General features: G+C 59.0%; 16 protein-coding genes and 2 tRNA genes. 8 read left to right on the forward strand and 10 right to left on the reverse strand.

What is annotated here, in order from left to right:
- Positions 1 to 49: 49 nt before the first annotated feature.
- Both E4021_RS03795 and E4021_RS03800 read right to left on the reverse strand, forming a co-directional pair.
- Positions 50 to 124, reverse strand: a tRNA-Pro gene (locus E4021_RS03795).
- A tRNA-Ser gene (locus E4021_RS03800) sits at positions 125 to 215 on the reverse strand.
- A gap of 262 nt (positions 216 to 477) precedes the next feature.
- On the opposite strand from E4021_RS03800, the gene amaB reads away from it, so the two are divergent.
- From amaB to E4021_RS03820, 4 genes are all read left to right on the forward strand, one after another.
- Positions 478 to 2001: an L-piperidine-6-carboxylate dehydrogenase gene (amaB, locus tag E4021_RS03805; protein ID WP_136456572.1), complete on the forward strand. Its 1524-nt coding sequence runs from the start codon at positions 478 to 480 to the stop codon at positions 1999 to 2001.
- Positions 2002 to 2099: 98 nt separating this feature from the next.
- Positions 2100 to 3128 (forward strand): NAD-dependent epimerase/dehydratase family protein, encoded by a 1029-nt coding sequence (locus E4021_RS03810; RefSeq protein WP_136456573.1) that lies wholly within the window; start codon positions 2100 to 2102, stop codon positions 3126 to 3128.
- 211 nt (positions 3129 to 3339) lie between these two features.
- Positions 3340 to 3795, forward strand: a complete 456-nt coding sequence (locus E4021_RS03815; RefSeq protein ID WP_136456574.1) for a four helix bundle protein — start codon at positions 3340 to 3342, stop codon at positions 3793 to 3795.
- A gap of 133 nt (positions 3796 to 3928) precedes the next feature.
- Positions 3929 to 5203, forward strand: coding sequence for a glycosyltransferase (locus E4021_RS03820; protein WP_168797457.1), 1275 nt, complete (start codon positions 3929 to 3931; stop codon positions 5201 to 5203).
- Here the strand turns inward: E4021_RS03820 and E4021_RS03825 are convergent.
- Positions 5200 to 6558, reverse strand: a complete 1359-nt coding sequence (locus tag E4021_RS03825; RefSeq protein ID WP_136456576.1) for a S41 family peptidase — start codon at positions 6556 to 6558, stop codon at positions 5200 to 5202. The genes E4021_RS03820 and E4021_RS03825 overlap by 4 nt on opposite strands.
- Positions 6559 to 6663: 105 nt before the next feature.
- Positions 6664 to 8385, reverse strand: coding sequence for an amidohydrolase (locus E4021_RS03830; protein ID WP_136456577.1), 1722 nt, complete (start codon positions 8383 to 8385; stop codon positions 6664 to 6666).
- A gap of 198 nt (positions 8386 to 8583) precedes the next feature.
- Between E4021_RS03830 and murA the strand changes: the two genes are divergently transcribed.
- Both murA and E4021_RS03840 read left to right on the forward strand, forming a co-directional pair.
- Complete coding sequence (gene murA / locus E4021_RS03835) at positions 8584 to 9900, forward strand: UDP-N-acetylglucosamine 1-carboxyvinyltransferase (RefSeq protein WP_136456578.1); 1317 nt, start codon at positions 8584 to 8586, stop codon at positions 9898 to 9900.
- 15 nt (positions 9901 to 9915) lie between these two features.
- Positions 9916 to 10230 carry a DUF4286 family protein gene (locus E4021_RS03840; protein WP_136456579.1) on the forward strand — a complete coding sequence of 105 codons (315 nt, stop codon included), beginning with the start codon at positions 9916 to 9918 and terminating at the stop codon, positions 10228 to 10230.
- 21 nt (positions 10231 to 10251) lie between these two features.
- On the opposite strand, the gene E4021_RS03845 is transcribed toward E4021_RS03840, so the two are convergent.
- The gene (locus E4021_RS03845) at positions 10252 to 11493 is read right to left on the reverse strand and encodes an N-acetylmuramoyl-L-alanine amidase family protein (RefSeq protein WP_168797458.1); all 1242 of its coding nucleotides are present in this window, start codon (positions 11491 to 11493) and stop codon (positions 10252 to 10254) included.
- A gap of 113 nt (positions 11494 to 11606) precedes the next feature.
- Between E4021_RS03845 and E4021_RS03850 the strand changes: the two genes are divergently transcribed.
- Together E4021_RS03850 and E4021_RS03855 are read left to right on the forward strand one after the other, a co-directional pair.
- Positions 11607 to 12269: a heme exporter protein CcmB gene (locus E4021_RS03850; protein ID WP_136456581.1), complete on the forward strand. Its 663-nt coding sequence runs from the start codon at positions 11607 to 11609 to the stop codon at positions 12267 to 12269.
- A gap of 103 nt (positions 12270 to 12372) precedes the next feature.
- Positions 12373 to 13773, forward strand: coding sequence for an L-serine ammonia-lyase (locus E4021_RS03855; RefSeq protein WP_136456582.1), 1401 nt, complete (start codon positions 12373 to 12375; stop codon positions 13771 to 13773).
- 4 nt (positions 13774 to 13777) lie between these two features.
- On the opposite strand, the gene lptE is transcribed toward E4021_RS03855, so the two are convergent.
- The 5 genes from lptE to E4021_RS03880 form a co-directional block, all read right to left on the reverse strand.
- Entirely contained in the window at positions 13778 to 14284 is a 507-nt protein-coding gene (lptE, locus tag E4021_RS03860; RefSeq protein ID WP_136456583.1) for an LPS assembly lipoprotein LptE, read from the reverse strand.
- A gap of 91 nt (positions 14285 to 14375) precedes the next feature.
- Positions 14376 to 15068, reverse strand: a complete 693-nt coding sequence (locus E4021_RS03865) for a Crp/Fnr family transcriptional regulator (RefSeq protein WP_136456584.1) — start codon at positions 15066 to 15068, stop codon at positions 14376 to 14378.
- A gap of 156 nt (positions 15069 to 15224) precedes the next feature.
- Positions 15225 to 15773: an NUDIX domain-containing protein gene (locus E4021_RS03870; RefSeq protein WP_136456585.1), complete on the reverse strand. Its 549-nt coding sequence runs from the start codon at positions 15771 to 15773 to the stop codon at positions 15225 to 15227.
- Positions 15774 to 15798: 25 nt separating this feature from the next.
- Positions 15799 to 16167, reverse strand: a complete 369-nt coding sequence (locus E4021_RS03875) for a cupin domain-containing protein (RefSeq protein WP_136456586.1) — start codon at positions 16165 to 16167, stop codon at positions 15799 to 15801.
- A 35-nt stretch (positions 16168 to 16202) separates the two neighbouring features.
- Positions 16203 to 18515, reverse strand: coding sequence for a TonB-dependent receptor (locus tag E4021_RS03880; RefSeq protein WP_136457257.1), 2313 nt, complete (start codon positions 18513 to 18515; stop codon positions 16203 to 16205).
- Positions 18516 to 18534 lie beyond the last annotated feature (19 nt).

Here is an 18534-nt window from a genome sequence, read left to right on the forward strand (position 1 = left end):
GCACGAAGGGCCCACCGCCGTTCGGCGATGGGCCCTTGTTGTTTCCCAGTCGGGGCACCAGGATTCGAACCTGGGGCCTCCTGCTCCCAAAGCAGGCACGCTAACCGGACTGCGCTATGCCCCGTGGCGGAGACGGCGGGATTCGAACCCGCGGTACCCTGTTAGGGTACGTCGATTTAGCAAACCGGTGGTTTCAGCCACTCACCCACGTCTCCGGGTATTGTGCTGACGGCCCTTCTCCCTTATCAGGTTCGATAGCCGTCATTGCTAAAGCGACGCAAATGTAAGGTGCCCTTGTCGCTTTGAAAAGCAACCGGGGAAAAAAAGTGTGAGACCGGCATTTTACTTGTTCCCTTTTCACCCGCCAGCTGTTCGACTAAGTTGCCCCGCCCCCTGCCACCGGGCGATCTAAGGTGGCTATTCCCAGATACTCCCGTCCAGCCTTACTACCTTTGCTGGCCCTAACCATAAGCGATCATGAATACAGATTTTATCCAGGAACTCGGCCTTGAAGCCGACAACGACGGAACCAGCACCGGCCGGCAAGGCCACCACAACACCGAGGCCCACATCAGCAGCCATTCGCCAGTAGATGGAGCCCAGATCGGACGGGTCAGCATTACGACGCCCGAGCAATACGAGGCGGTGATTAACCAGGCAACGGAGGCCTTTCGGCACTGGCGTACCGTGCCCGCCCCGCGGCGCGGTGAGATCGTACGGCAGTATGGTGAGGCCCTGCGCGAACACAAGGACGCCCTCGGCCGACTCGTCAGCTACGAAATGGGAAAAAGCCTGCAGGAAGGCTGGGGCGAAGTTCAGGAGATGATCGACATCTGCGACTTTGCGGTCGGGCTTAGCCGTCAGCTGCACGGCCTGACCATGCATTCCGAGCGGCCCCTGCACCGGATGTATGAGCAGTACCACCCCCTGGGCATCGTCGGGGTGATCTCCGCGTTCAACTTCCCCGTGGCCGTGTGGAGCTGGAATGCCATGATCGCCCTAGTGTGTGGTGACGTGGTCGTCTGGAAACCAAGTGAAAAGGCTCCCCTGTGTGGCGTTGCCTGCCAGAATATCTGGGCCAAGGTAGCCGCCGACAACGACCTACCGGAGGGAATCTCCAACCTGGTCAACGGCGACTATACCATCGGTGAACTCATGACGCAGGACAAGCGGATCCCCCTGATCTCCGCTACCGGATCTACCCGCATGGGTAAGGCCGTGGCGCAGACCGTAGCCGCGCGCCTGGGTAAATCGTTGCTTGAACTGGGTGGCAACAACGCCATCATCATCACCCCATCCGCGGACATGGATCTCGTGCTCACCGGTGCCCTGTTCGGCGCCGTGGGTACCTGCGGCCAGCGCTGTACCAGCACCCGCCGCCTGATCATTCACGAGAGCCGCTATGAAGAGGTACGCGACAAACTGGCGAAAGCCTACGGACAACTGAAGATCGGCGACCCCCTGGATGAAAAGAACCACGTCGGCCCGCTCATCGACGAGCAATCCGTTGAAACCTACCTCCAGGCCATCGAGGGTATCAAGAACGAAGGCGGCAAGATGGTGGTCGAGGGTGGCCGCATCGACGGCCTGGGTTCGAACTGCTACGTCAAACCCTGCATCGCGGAGGTAGAGCCCGACAGCGAGATGGCGCAGCAGGAAACCTTCGCACCGATTCTTTACCTGATGAAGTACCGCGACCTCGATGAGGCCATCGAGATCCAGAATAGTGTGCCGCAGGGACTTTCCTCGGCCATCATGACCACCAACCTGCGCGAAAGCGAACGCTTCCTCAGTCCTACCGGCAGCGACTGCGGCATCGCCAACGTCAACATCGGCACCAGCGGAGCCGAGATCGGAGGGGCATTCGGCGGTGAAAAAGAAACCGGCGGCGGGCGCGAATCGGGCTCCGATGCCTGGAAAGTGTACATGCGCCGGCAGACGAACACCATCAACTACTCCACCGAATTGCCGCTGGCCCAGGGCATCTCCTTTAACCTGTAGTTCTTCCGTCGCCGGATCGCGGCAATACCCGCTGCGTCCGGCGACGGTATGTTTCTGGGAACGCCCTACACTACCCTCACCCTTAAATTGCTACCGCTTTGAATTTTCACCTCGTTTCTGGCGGTTGCGGCTTTGTTGGCCGCAATATGGTCAAGCGGTTATACCGGACGACCACCGACAAAATTATCTTCGTCGACAACCTGAGCGTGGGTACCCACCCGAGCACGTGGCTCGACGTCGAGCGCGTCCGTCAGGAAGGAGAACTGGAAATTTTCGGCTCCGACGAGCGGCTGCTGTTCCTGAAGCAGGATTTTCGAAAGTTTTTGCGGGACATCATTGACGATGAGGACTATATCCGCGACCACTACGCTTCCGACTTCAGGCGATTCAGCGACGTGTTCCATTTCGCCGCCATCGTCGGCGGGCGATCCACCATCGAAGGCGACCCCATGAAGGTGGCCCTGGACCTCAGTATTGACGCGGAATTCTTCTACTGGGTCACCCGTCACCGCCCGGACAGGACGCTGTACCCCTCCAGTTCCGCAGCCTACCCCATCGACTTACAGACCGAAGGCGACGCCATCGCCCTGGCGGAGTCGGACATTAATTTCAAGAAAATGGGGGAGCCGGACATGACCTACGGCTGGTCCAAACTCACGGGTGAATTTCTGGCCAAGACGGCCGCCGAGCATTACAACCTCAAGGTTACCTGTATCCGTCCCTTCTCGGGCTACGGGGAAGACCAGGACCTGTCCTACCCCATTCCGGCCATTGCCGCCCGCATCGCGCGCCGCGAGGATCCGGTGGAAGTGTGGGGAACGGGCCGGCAGGGCCGCGACTTTGTCCACATCGACGACGTGCTCGACTGCATCTTCTTCGCCATGGACCGGGTCACCGACGGATCGGCCATCAACATCGGCCGCGGCGAACTGCTGTCCTTCATCGACATCATCCACACGATGTGCGACATTGAAGGGTATCAGCCCGAAATCAAGCAACTGCTCGACAAACCGGTAGGCGTCTTCAGCCGCTACTCCAATATGGACCACGTTCACGCCATGGGCTGGAGGGCCAAAATCTCGGTACGGGAGGGGATGCGGCGGGTTTTGGAGGCGCAGAAGGGGTAAGGAGTTACTGTGTTAAGGGGTCAATGGGTCAATGGCTACCACTTGCCCTCGCTTTGCTGGGGTATTAGCCCGCGGTCGTCTTCAGTATTAATTGATTTGACGTCTTTTGATAGGTGCAATTTGCTGGCTTACTGGCTGTGCCAGTATGGACGCGAACCAGGCGTATCGTCCCTGCCGCTTACCTTTGGCGACTGCTTGAAATTCTTGTCATATGGACCTGGGCGATAATTACCTGCCGGAACCGGAGGAATCCTTTGTATTACAAGATTCGGATAGCCCTTATGGCGGTAATTCCACCGAACGAATCAATTTCATCCATACCCTGAGAGGGCGTACCAAAGCTGCGGCGGTCGCGATCATCAACTTTCTTGAAACGGACCGCCCGTCGATTGCTATGCGGGAAGTAAGCCGGCAACTCATCCGCTCCGCTACCTCGACCGCGGCAAACTACCGGGCGGCCTGTTTGGCCAGATCCGGCCGGGAATTCTTCGCTAAAATGTCAATCGTGGTCGAGGAAGCCGATGAAACCGTATTCTGGTTGGAAATCCTCTACGAATCTAACCTTGGGGTTAACAAAGATGCACTAATTCCGCTCGGACGGGAATGGCGTGAGATCAGCAAAATCATGAGCAAAGCCAGAAGCTCCTACCGAAAAAAGAAACTTTAAATCCTATACCCTGAGAGACGCGAGGGGAAATTGCATTCTTGACGACCAGACAACCCTATGACTCAAAACCCCCGAGCAAAGCGAGGGACACATGATCGGAATTGACTCCTTGACCCCTTTACCCCTTGAAAAATTGAAAATAATCTGCTTCGGTCCCGGCCCCAAATTCAAAGGCGGCATCTCCAATTACAACACGTCTTTGGCCAAGGCCCTCGACCGCCGGGGCGACTGCGAGGTACACATCGTCAGCTGGACGCAGCAGTACCCCGCGATCATTCCCCGCGAGTTCGTGGATAAGACCAGCAAGGTAGACCTGTTGGAAGGCACCGACGTGAAGGTGCATTACCTGACCAATTACAATAACCCTCTGAGTTGGCTGGAGACTTACCGCAAGATCCGTGACCTGCAGCCCGACAAGGTGATCTTCCAGTGGGCCATCGCCATCCAGGGACTGCCGATGGGTTTCATTGCACGGAAACTGCGGCAGCACCGCGAGATCGAGGTGATCTTCGACCTCCACTTCGTGATCCAGAAGGAAAACAGCAAGCTCGACCGGCGCTTTACCCGCTACGGAATTTCACCGGCCAATACCTTCATTGCCCACGCCTACAAAACGGTAGATGAGCTGCGCGAACTGCTGCCTACCCGCCAACTTGAGGTAACCGAGAGCGGGGCGCGGACGCGGGTGCCGGGAACCACTCCGGTAATCAAGCTCTACCACCCGATCTATGACCTCTTTGCCCCGCGCGCTGATTTCGACGCCCGGGCCTTCCGGCAGCAGCATGGCTTGCGGGAGCACGTGTTTCTGTTCTTCGGCTTCATCCGGAAGTACAAGGGCTTACACAACGTGATTCGTGCCTTCGCTGAGCTGGCCCGCCGGCGGGACGACGTGAGCCTGATCATCTGCGGCGAATCTTTCTGGGATACGCTCCAGACCGATAAGCTCAGCACCAAACTGAAGAACGCCACTTTCGGCATGGCCAAGAAGCTGTTCCTCAAGAAAGCCGACGACGAACGCGACTACCGCCCGCTCGAACTCATCGAAGAATTGCAGCTGCAGGAAAAGGTGTTGGTGAAGAACGAATTCGTGGCCAACGAGGAGGTGCACAAATACTTTCAGGCCAGCGATGCGGTAGTACTGTTCTATAGTTACGCTACCCCGTCGGGCGTAGAAAGTATCAGTTACAACTTCCAGCTACCCGCCGTGGCCACCCGCGTGGGTCACTTCCCGGAAACGATCCGGGACGGATACAACGGCTACCTGGCCGAGCCGGACAACATCGCGGACATGGCCCGCCAACTCGAGCGGATGATCGAGCAGCCCATCCCGCGGGAGAACATCAAAGAAACTACCCGCGAGATGAGCTGGGACAACTACGCCACGGCTATCCTGGCCGATGAGGCTTAGCGACTGGTCCTAACAAGCGTTAAGGCCCTTTCCAGAACGACATCCTTCCCGGCCAGGTAGTCGGCCACGGTGGGGGCCACGGCTACATCAACCTGAACCCCCGGGCCGACGAACTCACGACCGTCGGGGTAGGTATCGCGCTTGGTACAGATGCGAGCCTGGCCGCCGCCCGGCAGATCGACGAACAGCGGCTGCCCCGTACTACCAAAGCTGGGCTCCCCTACAAAGGTGAACTGCGGAAGCGCATCGGCCGCCACCAGGAAGTCCTCCGCGGCCGAGCCGGTTTGGTGGCTTACCAACACTATGACCGGCAGGTCAAACACCACTTCGGCGGGGTAAATAGTATCCGGAGGAGATTCGAACCACTGGTTTCCCTCGTAGTAACGGATTACCTCCTGAGCTCCTTCATCCGTAGGCCGCGGATCGGCGTGCGCGGGCCAGTAACCCCAGGCTTTGTAGGCCGCACGGTGCTCGCGGGTGCGCCACTTGGACGTAAGCAGGGGCTTGCGGGTAAAGTGTTCCAGGATCGCGTAGCCCGTGGTGGAGTTGCCGCCGCCGTTTTCCCGCAGGTCGATGACCAGCGATTGGCACTTTTCCAGTAGGGGGCGGTACAGGTCAAAACTGTCGACAACCTCATCCAGCATGAAGGTATTCAGCGCCAGGTAGCCGGTGGTCGCATCGAGCATGCGAAAGGAAGCTGGGCGGAGTTGAGGCATGTCCCGCACCCAGCTTACCGGTGCCTGCTGCGGTTGCCGGTGGAGGGTCGCCTGGCCAGTTCCTCCTTCCGGAGACAGATAAGCGACCTCGACGGCTTCATCCACGGGACCACCCAGCAACAAATAGGAAGCGATCAGTCCGCGAACGTGGTCGCCGCTGGCGGAAATGTAAGGGTAAATCCGAGCGGCCACGTAATCGGTGACGCGCTGTCCGTTCACGCCGGTGATGATACTGCCCAGGGGTAATACCTCCCGGTACCGGTTGTCCAGGTTGACGACTACGAACTGGTCCTCAATGTACTTCAGCTGCACCGGTGTCGTACCACGCTGCTCGGTTACGTAAGCGGGCGGGTAGATGTTGGTGTGTCCGTCGCGCAATTCGGCGCAGAGCCGTTCCAGCAGGCGGTAGTAGTCGGCATCAGACTGCTCGGCGCGTACACGGGGCAGGTATTCCTGCAATTTGTGGTCCCAATCGAGCTCCGGTACGTGGTCGAAATAAGCGAAGTTGTATTTGACTTCCGTCCAGAACTGAACCAGGCCGTAAATACGTTGGTCAGGGGTTAAATGCTGCTGGCCATACAGGCCATTCAAGGGAAAGCACAAGGCCAACAGGAGGGGGAGAAAGATGCTACTTTTCATGCCCCAAAATTACCTTGCGGCCTTACGATAGTTTTCGCCGTGACGACCAATAGCGGATAAAATAACGACGAACCAAGGGCCAATTTCGGCGGTCGACCAAGAACCTTACTGTTGGGTAAAGGCCGGTTCACCGGCGACGTACGTGGCCAGGACTTCGGTGGCCAGGATCCGGTCTTCGTCGCAATCCAGGAGGTTATTCGACAGCAACACGAAATCGGCCTGCAGACCCGGCACGAGCGTTCCGCGCTCGTCTTCCTGGAAGGCAGCGTAAGCCGGTGCGGCGGTGTAGCTGTGTAGTGCCTCCTCACGGGTCATGGACTGCTCGGGGAAGAAGGTGGCTTTTCCGTCGGCGCGTTTGCGGGTAACGGTGGCGTAGAACGACTCGATAGGATCGACGTCCTCCACCGGGGCGTCGGTCCCGTTGGTGACCACGGCGCCGGCGTCGAGCAGACTGCGCCACGGATAGGCTCCGGAACGCGCGCGTTCGGTACCCAACCGGGTTTCGGCGAACAGCGCGTCGGAGGTGCAGTGGATCCCTTGCATGGAAGCGATGACGCCGAGTTCCGCGAAACGGGGAATGTCGTCGGGGTGAAGGTGCTGGGCGTGCTCGATCCTCCAGCGCTTGTCTTGCGCGTCGCCAACGTATTTGGCCATCAGGTCCAGGGTTTCACGATTGGCCCGGTCGCCGATGGCGTGCACGCAGAGTTGCATATTATTGGCCACGGCCAGCTGGGCAATACTGTCTACGGTGGCTACCTCGGTGGTGTTTTGACCGGTGAAGCCGGGGTTATCGAAGTACGGTTCCAGTAGCCAGGCACCGTAGCTTCCCAGGGCCCCGTCGAGTTCACTCTTGATGGCGGAGCACTCGAAGCGGTCTCCGTAGTGCGGCAGTCCTGCCATGTTTCCGGCCATCTCGTCGTAATCGTGCCGGAGCATCACCCACAGGCTGAGGCGCAGGCTGTCAGCGGCATCGAGTTCCTTGTACCAGTCCACCTCGCGAAAAGTGCTGCCGGCGTCCTGGAAGGAAGTGATTCCGTTGCTGAGCACCTCATCCTGTGCGGCACGGATGCCGGCCAACCATTCGTCCTTGCGCTCGGTAGGTGTCATAGTTTGGACGTAATTCTGGTAGGCGTCGGTGATCAGGTCCATAGCGCGTTCTTCGAATACACCGGTGGGGTCACCGACTTCGTCACGCAGGATGCGACCGCCGCGGGGATCGGGCGTTTCCCGGCTCACCCCTGCGAGCTCCATGGCCTTGTCATTAGCGAAGAGGGCGTGGCCGCTGGCGTGGCGCAGCACCACCGGGTGGTCGGGCGTGAGCCGGCTGAGCTCGTCGTGAATGGGATAACCGCCAATGCTGTGATCGTGTGGCTTGTCCCACTTTTCCTGGTGCCACCCGCGTCCCGTTACCCAGACGCCTTCCGGCGTTTCGCGGGCACGCTCCTCCACCATGGCCAGGATCTCATCCCAGCTGCGGGAGCGGAGGAAATTCAGGTTGCGCAGACTGCTGCCCAGTCCGCTAAAGTGGGCATGCCCCTCGATAAATCCGGGCATGAGGAAGTTCCCTCCGGCGTCGAGTCGGCGCGTTGATGGGCCCACCCGTTCGCTCCACGCCGACGTATCGGACCCGATGTCGATGATGGTGCCGTCGGTACCGACCAACAGGGCCGTAGCGCGATCCAGTCCCTGCCCGGCCCAGATGTCGGCGTTATACACCATTAGTATGGCAGACCCCTCGTTTTCCGCCGTGGTAGTCTGGTCGGCACAACCGTACAAAAGCGTCAGGACCAGGGTACAGGAAACGAGCAGGCCACGGGTCGCGTGCATAGGAAAGTTTGGTCGGGGGAGAAACGTCATGGACCAAAGGTAAATAACCACCGCCCTTTGCGGTATAGAAGTATGCGGCACCTGCGCACCGCCGCCCAGCACGGTATTGCCCGCAACCGATACTGCTCACCGGCCGCCAGCCGCAAAACGCGCTGGCCAAGTCCGACAACTACTGCAACCTTCCTTACCTTGCCGCCAATGAATACGAACGGAACATTTATCGTGGAGGGCGGCCACCGGCTCTCCGGAGAAATCATACCCCAGGGCGCCAAAAACGAGGCCCTGCAGATCTTGAGCGCGACCCTGCTGACGGAAGAAGCCGTGCGGGTGGAAAACCTGCCCGACATCGAGGACGTCAACAAACTGCTCGACCTGATCGCCGGGCTCGGCGCCGACGTGGAACGGCACGACCGACAAACCGTGACCATCACGGCCAAAAATATCAACCTGGATTACGTCCTGAGCGAATCCTACGTACGCGACGCCCAGCGCATCCGGGGGTCGGTAATGCTCATCGCTCCCCTGCTCAACCGCTACGGCCAAGCCAGCCTGCCGAAACCCGGCGGGGACAAGATCGGCCGCCGTAGACTGGATACCCACCTGTTGGGACTGCAGGCCCTGGGGGCGGACTTTGAGTACGACGAGGAGAGGAACATTTACGCCTTCCGGACGGACGGACTGAAGGGCACCTTCATCCATATGGACGAGATCAGCGTGACCGGTACCGCCAATGTGCTAATGGCCGCCGTGCTGGCCGATGGGGAAACGACGATCTACAACGCCGCCTGCGAGCCCTACCTGCAGCAACTCTCCCACATGCTCACCTCGATGGGCGCCAAGATCGAAGGCATCGGCTCCAACTTGCTGAAGGTACAGGGAGTAAGTCGGCTGGGGGGCTGTACCCACCGGATGCTGCCCGATATGATCGAGGTCGGCAGTTTCATCGGATTGGCCGCTATCACCCAAAGCGACATCACCATCAAGGACGTGCGCCTGGACAAACTTGGAATCATCCCCCGCACCTTCGAGCGGCTGGGCATCCAGATGGAGTACCTCGGCGACGACATCCACATCCCCCCGCAGGAACACTACGAGGTACAGAACTTCCTCGACGGCGGCATCCTGACCATTTACGATGCTCCATGGCCCGGATTTACCCCGGACCTGATGAGTATTGCCCTGGTGACGGCGATTCAGGCCCGCGGATCGGTACTCTTTCACCAAAAGATGTTCGAGAGCCGGCTGTTCTTCGTCGACAAGCTTATTGATATGGGCGCGCAGATCATTCTCTGCGATCCGCACCGTGCGACGGTGATCGGCATGGACCGCCGGAACCCCCTGCGCGGTATCCGCATGACGAGCCCGGATATTCGAGCCGGCGTCAGCCTCTTGATTGCGGCCCTCTCGGCGGAAGGCACGAGTCGCATCGACAACATCTACCAGATCGACCGCGGGTACCAGGACATCGATACCCGACTGCGGGCCCTGGGTGCCAAGATCATCCGCGAAGACTAACGTTACCCCATCGCCATGCTACTGTACAACATCACGAACAAAATCGAACACGGCATCCACGACGAATGGGTGGAGTGGATGCGGCAGTCGTATATCCCCCACGTGATGGAAAGTGGCGTGTTTGACGATTTCAAGTTCAGCCGCCTGCTGGGCGTGGACGAATCCGACGGCCCAACCTATGCGCTGCAGTTCACCGTAAGTTCACGACCGGCCTTCAACATCTACCAGGAGAAATTTGCCTTCGATCACCAGCAGATGCACGACCGCCGCTTCAAGGGCAACTTCGTGTCCTTCCGTTCGGTGCTGGACGTGGTGGATCACGGACGGTAGCATTACGCCCGCAAAGCTATTTTAGTCGATAAGCCCAAGTAGCAGCCAATCGGCCAGCAATTGCCGGTTGCGGGGTTCGATGATGCGCTGCTGGTCGCTTGGATTGGCAATATTGGCCAGTTCGATGTATACCCCGCTGGGTTTGGTTTCCCGCAGCATGTGCAGGTCGCGCTCACTGACCGACCCTTCATAACCGCGGCCCGGCCGGTACTGGTCGTATTTGGCGCTGAAGGTGCGCTGAATTTGCTCGGCACGGTGGGCGCCGCGCAGGTCTCCTTCGGGATAGTAGAGGAACACGTCGATGCGCTGTCCCCGGTGCCGGCTGTCGATGTGGATGGCGATCATGGTCTGGTCAATGATCCCCTTGGCCAGGTTCTCTTCGTACAGGGCATTGATGATATCTGAACGCTGAAACAGTCTGGATTTCTGATTGCGGGGCAGGGAGGCGCCGCCCCAAACGGTCTCGTCGCTGTCGGGTGTGAGGTATTCCTCGTCGCGGATGCCGTCGTTCTCGTCACGGATAATCATGTAGGGGGTACCGCCGTGTTCGAGGATGTTGCGACACAGCCGGAGGGCTACGTCGTAGGCGTACTCGTCCTCGGCCAGCAGGTGGTTGCCCCGCCTGCCTACCGCACCGGGGTCGGGGCCGCCGTGACCGGCCACGATGTAAAAAATGCGTCCGGCCAGTTCGCGGTCGATCAGGGGCACCTGGGCGTAGCGCTCACCGAAGATCTTGAAAGTGCGGGGACCGGCCAGGGTCACCTGGTCCGGCACGGCAATGGGTTGGCGGTCGGCGGCGCGGTCCTTGAGGCGGTCAAGTTCCTCTTCACTCCCGGCATTCTCCCCCAGGTTGACGATGTCTGGTTCGCGTTTCACCTGGCTGAAATTGCCCGAGCAGTGATCGATGTGGTAGGGGACGTACAGCAGCATATCCTGCCGGTAATCGCTCTCGCGCAGGCCCGATGCGAGAAGGGATTCGTTGTACTCCTTGATCGCCACGGCGCGGTCCCAGTCATCGTTGCCCGTGGTACTGCGGATACTGGTCCCGTCGTAGCGGAACACTTCAATCGGCAATTCATAACGGTAACCGACTAGCAATTTACTGCTGTTAGTCAGTCGGTTCAGTCGTTTGAACTCATCTATATTACAGCCGTAGGCAACCAGGTCGTATCTACGCAGCAGGGAGTATATTCCGTCGCCCCTACGGGCTTCCACGGCGAGCTGTTCGGCCTGCAACCCCGCGCTGCCAAGCAGTAGGGCCAACAACACTATTCGATACAGCAAGGTCATTCGGATCGGTTTCAGTAAGCCTAAGTATTAACCGCAACGCCAGGCAATTATTATAGCGTCGGAGCGGACGTATCTTTGCCCGCCATATGTCTACGGTCCGGCAAATTTATAAACTCCTGCGCTGGGAGTTGCGTCTTGAGTGGCGCGACAAGTACGCACTGGGAAGTATTTTCCTGTACGTCATCACTACGGTGGTCATCGCTTACCTCGCGGTGGGCGGTGCCCTTGAGGGGCCGGTCTTTAACGCCCTGTACTGGATCATTCTCTTCTTCGGCGCCACGGTGGCCGCGGGGCGCAGTTTCCTGCGGGAGGGCGGGCGGCGACATTTCTATTACTACACGATTGCCGACCCCCTGGCCCTGCTCTTCAGCAAGCTGGTGTTCAACGCCATTATCATCTGGCTGATCGGTGGCCTCACCTTTGGGCTACTGTCGCTCTTCGCTCCCCTGGCCGTGATCACGAACCCCCTACCCCTGCTGCTGGCGGTCTTTTTCGGAGGCATCGGGCTCTCGGCCATTCTGACCTTCGTTTCCGCCATCACGGCCCGCGCGGGGGGCAGTGGCACGCTCATGGCCATCCTGTCCTTTCCCCTGGTCATTCCCCTGCTTAAACTCCTGCTTGACGCGGGACTCTACGCCATCGACGCCGGTACGAACGACATCTGGCAGCCGATTTACCTCACGGTGGCCGTCGATCTCATCGCCCTGGCGGTGGGCATTGTGCTCTTCCCCTTTGTTTGGCGCGACTGAGGCAATCCGCTCGATCCTTGCTGGCTGGGCAACCGCCGGTCGACTATCTTTGTAGTAGTTGTCAGGGCAACTGTTTCGGCTCCCGACGACCAAAATTTATGCTATGTCACGCCTGAGCGTATTCGACATCTACAAGATCGGCGTTGGACCGTCCTCCTCCCACACGCTTGGGCCCTGGCGGGCCGGACAGCATTTTGCCGGGGGGTTGGCGGGGGCGCGGGTGCAAAGCATCGGGGTGCAATTGTTTGGTTCCCTCGCCAAGACCGGGGTCGGCCACGGAACCGATATTGCGGTACTACTGGGCCTCCAGGGTTACGATCCGGTGACCATTCCCACCCAGGAGATCCCCGAGTTGGTGGACCGGGTGAAGGCCACGGGTTCGATCCTAATCAACGGCGCACCGGTACCCTTCTCCTTCGCGAACGACATCGTCTTTCAACCTACTACGCATCCGGGACACCCGAATACCCTCATATTCACTGCTTTGACCGACGATGGCGAACTGCGGCGTGAAACATATTTTTCCCTGGGTGGCGGATTCATCGAGCGGGAGGGAGAGACCGTTAACCTGGATCAAAACCACAAGTTCGTACATGACGTCTCCTCCGGCAAGAAGATGATTGCTCTGTCCGCCTCTTCCGGAAAGACCATTACCCGGCTGCTTTATGAGAACGAGCGTTGCCTGTACTCCAGCGAGGAGATTCACCGGCGCATCGAGAATCTCTTTCAGGTGATGCTCAACTGTGTTTACCGGGGTTGTCACACGGAAGGGGTATTGCCCGGCGGACTGTACGTACAGCGACGTGCCGCGGGTCTGAATCGCAAACTACTGGGCGGGAAGACTTACCCCGACCGGAAAAGCTGGCTGGAAGCCATCCGCCGCACCGCGCGCGACTTCTCCACGATCAACCAATGGATCAGCTGCTTTGCCCTGGCCGTGAACGAGGAGAACGCGGCCCTGGGCCGCGTGGTGACCTCCCCCACCAACGGAGCGGCGGGGGTGATTCCGGCCGTATTGCTCTACCATTACCTGTTCGGAAACTTCGGGGAGGACGACCTTATGCGCTTTTTCCTGAGCAGCGGACAGATCGGTGCCCTCTTCAAGCAGGGTGCCACCATCAGTGCCGCCGTAGGGGGCTGTCAGGCGGAGGTCGGCGTGAGTTCCGCCATGGCCGCGGCCGGATTGACAGAAGTCCTCGGTGGAAGCACCAAGCAGGTCCTGCAGGCAGCCGAGATCGCCATGGAGCACCATCTCGGACTTACCTGCGACCCCATTGGGGGGCTGGTGCAGGTGCCCTGCATCGAACGCAATGCCATGGGAGCCATGAAGGCTATAACGGCCTCTAACCTGGCCCTGGCCGGCAATGCCAGCAATGCTGTCGTCGACTTCGACGCCGTGGTGGCTACGATGTGGGAAACCGCTCAGCACATGCACAGTAAGTACAAGGAGACAGCGGAGGGTGGCCTGGCGGTTCACGTTTCGGTGGCCCGGCCTGAGTGCTGACGCACTACCACTCGTCGGCAAAGGCGCGGTTAAATATCTTCTCGTTGAGGTTCTCAAAAATCTCCGCCAGGGCCTCGTCCTGAATACTGGCCAGCGTCTGGCTGCCCGGAAAGGGAAAGTATTCGGTGAAGTTGCTCTTCCAATTCTCCGCGTCCGGGTCCTTAAGGTTGGTGTATTCAATGGCCACCACCACGGTCAGGCGGTTGAGTTTGGAGAAGGCCGCGGTTTCATTCCCCGCGCTGGCCCCTTCGGCCGTTACGCGAAAGTCAACCAGCGTACCGCGTATCTCTATGTCGGGGTCTTCCTCAGTCACGACCAGTCGGGCCTCGTCGCGCACCTTGTCGCGTAGCGACTCCGTCAGATCCAGGGCCAGGGTTGGCGGGGCACTTAGGGCATTGTTCAGGTATACGGGAACGTAGGCCCGCTCCACCCCCTCGGGGATGGTAATGCCGCGAAACGTATAGCAGGCGCTGAGCACAAGGGAAACAACGAGTAGGAGAGGTATGCGCATGGAAGTAAAACGGAAAACTCCCGGCCCGCGTTGCCGCCGGTCGGGAGTCAAATTTTTGGGACCACAATGTAAGTTTCCCCGGGGCAAAGCCCTAGGCGGCGCTGGCCAGGAGTTCATCCATATCGCGGACCAGAATGCGGCCGCGGTTGAAATAAATCAGGTTCTCCTTACGCAGTTCGTTGAGCACTAGGGTAACCGTTTGGCGGCTGGTGCAGGTGATGTTGGCGATGTCCTGGTGGGTCAGGCTGTGCTTGAGCAACATCTCGTAGCCGACGCGGCGCCCGCGTTCGCTGACCACCTGGTGCAGGAAGCCGACGATTCGGCTGCGTGCATCCTTGAAGATGAGGTCTTCCAGCTTGTGCTCGGCGGCCATCATCCGCTTACCGAAAAGATTGAGGATGCGGCGGCTGAGGGTGGGGTTTCCGAAGACGATGCGTTGGAAGTCAGCTACACGGATCGTGTAGTAGTGCACTTCCTCCTTCAGCGACTGGGCCGTTTCCGAGCGCGTGGTCTCACCGACCAGCGAGAGCTCACCGAATACGGCTTCGGGGTGAATGAGTTGCTTGATCACTTCCTTACCCTCGTTGCTGTGGGTGCTGATCTTGATCGGGCCTTTGGCGAGCAGAAAAATGTGCTCGCTGGGTTCACCCGGCTGGTAGATGACCGAGTAGCGGGGTTTCTTTTTATACTCCATGGTTTCGCTGAGCCGCTTCTTCTCGTCGGTGCTCAAGCCGTCGAAAAGGTCGAACTGCTCCAAAAGAGTAATTTTATTGACAGAATCCATGATTTAGCTTTGTGGTTAGGACGAAGACCATTTGGTCGTTCGCGACGCCCGCCGACTTTTGTCTTCGTCCGTCTGCCTACAAGACACCGGGAAGGGCCCTTACCCCCTAAGCTAAACGCATTTTGTTTTGAAATTTTCTTTCGTCGCCCCGCTTGCCTAACCAATTCCCAACAATGCCACCCTTTGCAGAGCCAGAATGCTTAACGCGTCCGTGATTCTGCCGTCCAGCGTCATGTCGATGGCTTCGCGCAGCGGCAGGCGGCGCAGCCGCAGTTCCTCGGTATCCTCCGGTTCGGCGCTCTCTTGCCGCAGATTCCTGGCTACGTAGGCTACGCCCCATTCGTCACTCACCGAATTGCTCAGGTGAAATTCCATAAGCTTTTCCCATGAGTCGGCTACCAGCCCGGTTTCCTCACGCAATTCCCGCTGGGCCGTTTCCAGGGTGCCGGTACCCACCGGGCAGCCCCCCTCCGGAATTTCCCAACTGTATTCGTCAAGCGCGTACCGATACTGCCCCACTAGGTAGGTAAAGCCCTCGTCGTCAATGGGAACAATGCCAATAGCGTGATTTTTGTACCGCACGAGTCCGTAGATACCGTCCTTGCCGGCGGGGTTGACAACTTCGTGGTGCTCAACCCGGATCCAGGGATTTTCGTAGCGGATCGCGGTAGACTTGTGCCGCCAGGGATTGCGTTCTGTGGTCATGCGACAAAAGTACTACAGACCCGGTCTACAGCCGGTCGTAGGAGTTAACCGTACGCACGTCATCCACATCGCCGGTGTGCTTCGTGCTGATGGGTTCCAGTAACATCAGCCAAACCTCCTCTTCGTTGAGGGTGCGCGGACAGTGACGTACTCCGCGTGGCACAACGTACAGTTCTCCAGGTGCCAGCTGCACGTCCTCGCGATCCTCGAAGGCCAGGATCAGCGTGCCGCGCAGGACGTAAAAAAGCTCGTCCTCCTGCGCGTGATCGTGCCAGACGAACTCACCCTGCACCTTGGCCAGCTTCACGGCCTGCCCGTTCAGTTCTGCAATGACCTTGGGCGACCACTGGTCGGTAAATCGGGAGAATTTTTCCAGGATATTGATGGCTGACATAATGCGGGTGTTTACCCGCCAAAGGTACGCCCCCGCTATTCGAGCCCGTAGCGAACGCCCGCAAAAAGCCGAATGCCCTGGTTGGGTGCAAAAACGTAGGTAGGGTCGAACGTCAGCGCGTGCGGATTGCCGGGAGTGGCGATGACTTCCCCATCGGAATTAAAGGTGACGTCCCGATCAAACGGATCGAATGGGCGGGCAATGCTGTTGCCCGGGGGCGTGTAGTTCAAGAGGTTCTTTACACCCCCGTAAACTTCGACCGATTCGCCCCATTTCTTCGTCACCTGCAGATTCTGCAGACTGAACCAGGGGGAGGTAGCAGGTCGGTTGTCCAGTTCTCCGAGTAGCGGAAGCCGCATCGGCCCGTAAAGGTTGCCGGTGTAGTCCACCGTCCAGCCGCGGGACAGCGGCTGCGTGATCTTCCAGACGGCGGAAGCTCCCTCGGTCAGCAACTGTCTTTGGCGCTCCCCACCTTCGTTGACGTATACTTCCTGGATGGTTACGCCGAGATTGGCCAGCATTCCGGTGGTGAGGTTGACGTCTACGTTCAGACTTCCGCCGCGCGAGACGGCATGGCCGTCGAGGTTGGCATAAATAATTTGGTTGGGATTGCTTTCGTAGTCGGGCAGAATGCGGTTCCCGAATCGGGTGTACCACAAGCTGCCGTCGAAGCCGACGATTCCCCACGACCAATCATAAATCCTGCGTACGTAATTCAGGTTGGCGTTCCAGGAGGTCTCGGGACGCAGTTCCTCGGCGAAGATCACCTCGCGTGCCCCGGTCAGGGCCGCGTGGTCCTCCGTAAAGACATTCGCCACCCGGTAACCGTTGCCGATGCTTACCCTTATGACGTTAGACTGGTCATCATCGTTCCACTTGTAGTTGAGGCGGGGCGTGAATATGGCTCCGTGTCGATTGTTGTGGTCGAAGCGCAGACCAAGCAGCAGGGTATTTCTGCGATTAAGGTGAATTTCGTCTTGCACAAACGCACCCGGCAGGGAGGTGATGGCCGGAGCGTTGCCCGTTTCCGCGCCGGTGGCGGTGGTGTTGTCGTCGTACCAGGTATACCGGTAGGCGGTACCGAAGAGCAGGTCGTGGTTTCCGTCGATCACCGGCCGGTAGGTGAATTGTCCGAAACCGATGTACTGCTTGCCCAGGTAAACCGTATTGCCGTAAGCGGAATCGTGGTAATGGCCATTCAGGCTGAATTGGAAAAAAGCTTCGCCGGCCACCGGCAGTTGGTAGTTGCCGATGCTTTCCCAGCGATTGGTGTAGATGCTTTCACCGTAAACTTCGTTGCCGCCCCGGTAGGCTGGACCGTACTCGAGCTCTCCGCCCCACCGGTCTTCATAGAGGTAGCGCGCCGCCAGGGTGAAGACCCGGTCTTCAACGCGGTCGAAACTCCATTTGTTGAACACCGAGATCCGATCCTGCAGGGTGACGTCGGTAAAGTTGTCCCCGTTGTTGTCGCGGGGGTCGGCATACCGGAAGTAGTTCAACCCGAGCAGGGTCCGGCTCCCCCGCCCTACCCTGCGGTTCAGCCCCAGATCCAGATTGGTTTCCCCCCAACTAGTGACCATCGCATCGGCCACCAGTTCCGGCCCGCTGCCGGGATCCCGGGTGATGATGTTAATGAGCCCGCCCACCGCTTCGGAACCGTACAGCGTGGAGGCGGGTCCCTTCACCACCTCCATACGCTCGATCAGCCCCTGGGGAATGCCGGTCAGTCCGTAGACCGTAGACAGCCCACTCACGATCGGCATGCCATCGAGCAGTACCATGGTGTACGGTCCCTCCAGTCCGTTGATGTGGATGTCGCCGGTGTTGCAGACGTTGCAGTTGAGTTGCGGACGTACCCCGTTAACCTGTTGCAGGGATTCAAAGAAATTAGGGGCCGGGTTGGCGGCAAAATAACGCGCCGTGTATACCTCAATGGGCACTGGGCTGCTGCTTCGGCTCACCTCCTTGAGCGTTCCGCTGACTACCACTTCATCCAGGAAGGCATCGCGGGGTTCCAGGACGATGGTAACGGTCGGGTTCGATGCTGCTACCGAAAAAGACTGGTCGAGCGGATGGTAGCCAATCCGGGAAAACCGCAGCGAAAGCTCCCCTCCGGAAAGGCCCGTGAAGCGGAACGATCCATCGGCCTCCGTCCACGTCCCCCGGTCAGAATCAGCCAACCTCACCGAAACCCCCTCGAGCGGACTGCCGTCCACACCGATAACGATCCCCGAGAGTTCCGCCCCCTGCCCCAGCAGTCCCAGGCTCAGGAACAGCAAACCCCCAAGGCCCGCTACACGAGAAAATACGGAACCCGCGCACCGCCGCAATAAAGAATAGTGGAACATCATAATTAGCTTTATTAAA

Source organism: Neolewinella litorea, from assembly GCF_004803465.1.
GTDB classification, from domain to species: Bacteria; Bacteroidota; Bacteroidia; order Chitinophagales; family Saprospiraceae; genus Neolewinella; species Neolewinella litorea.

Coding starts and splice junctions, on each gene's coding strand:
- amaB (WP_136456572.1), top strand. CDS start 478: ATGAATACAGATTTTATCCAGGAACTCGGCCTTGAAGCCGACAACGAC.
- E4021_RS03815 (WP_136456574.1), top strand. CDS start 3,340: ATGGACCTGGGCGATAATTACCTGCCGGAACCGGAGGAATCCTTTGTA.
- E4021_RS03825 (WP_136456576.1), bottom strand. CDS start 6,558: ATGAAAAGTAGCATCTTTCTCCCCCTCCTGTTGGCCTTGTGCTTTCCC.
- E4021_RS03830 (WP_136456577.1), bottom strand. CDS start 8,385: ATGCACGCGACCCGTGGCCTGCTCGTTTCCTGTACCCTGGTCCTGACG.
- murA (WP_136456578.1), top strand. CDS start 8,584: ATGAATACGAACGGAACATTTATCGTGGAGGGCGGCCACCGGCTCTCC.
- E4021_RS03840 (WP_136456579.1), top strand. CDS start 9,916: ATGCTACTGTACAACATCACGAACAAAATCGAACACGGCATCCACGAC.
- E4021_RS03850 (WP_136456581.1), top strand. CDS start 11,607: ATGTCTACGGTCCGGCAAATTTATAAACTCCTGCGCTGGGAGTTGCGT.
- E4021_RS03855 (WP_136456582.1), top strand. CDS start 12,373: ATGTCACGCCTGAGCGTATTCGACATCTACAAGATCGGCGTTGGACCG.
- lptE (WP_136456583.1), bottom strand. CDS start 14,284: ATGCGCATACCTCTCCTACTCGTTGTTTCCCTTGTGCTCAGCGCCTGC.
- E4021_RS03865 (WP_136456584.1), bottom strand. CDS start 15,068: ATGGATTCTGTCAATAAAATTACTCTTTTGGAGCAGTTCGACCTTTTC.
- E4021_RS03870 (WP_136456585.1), bottom strand. CDS start 15,773: ATGACCACAGAACGCAATCCCTGGCGGCACAAGTCTACCGCGATCCGC.
- E4021_RS03875 (WP_136456586.1), bottom strand. CDS start 16,167: ATGTCAGCCATCAATATCCTGGAAAAATTCTCCCGATTTACCGACCAG.
- E4021_RS03880 (WP_136457257.1), bottom strand. CDS start 18,515: ATGTTCCACTATTCTTTATTGCGGCGGTGCGCGGGTTCCGTATTTTCT.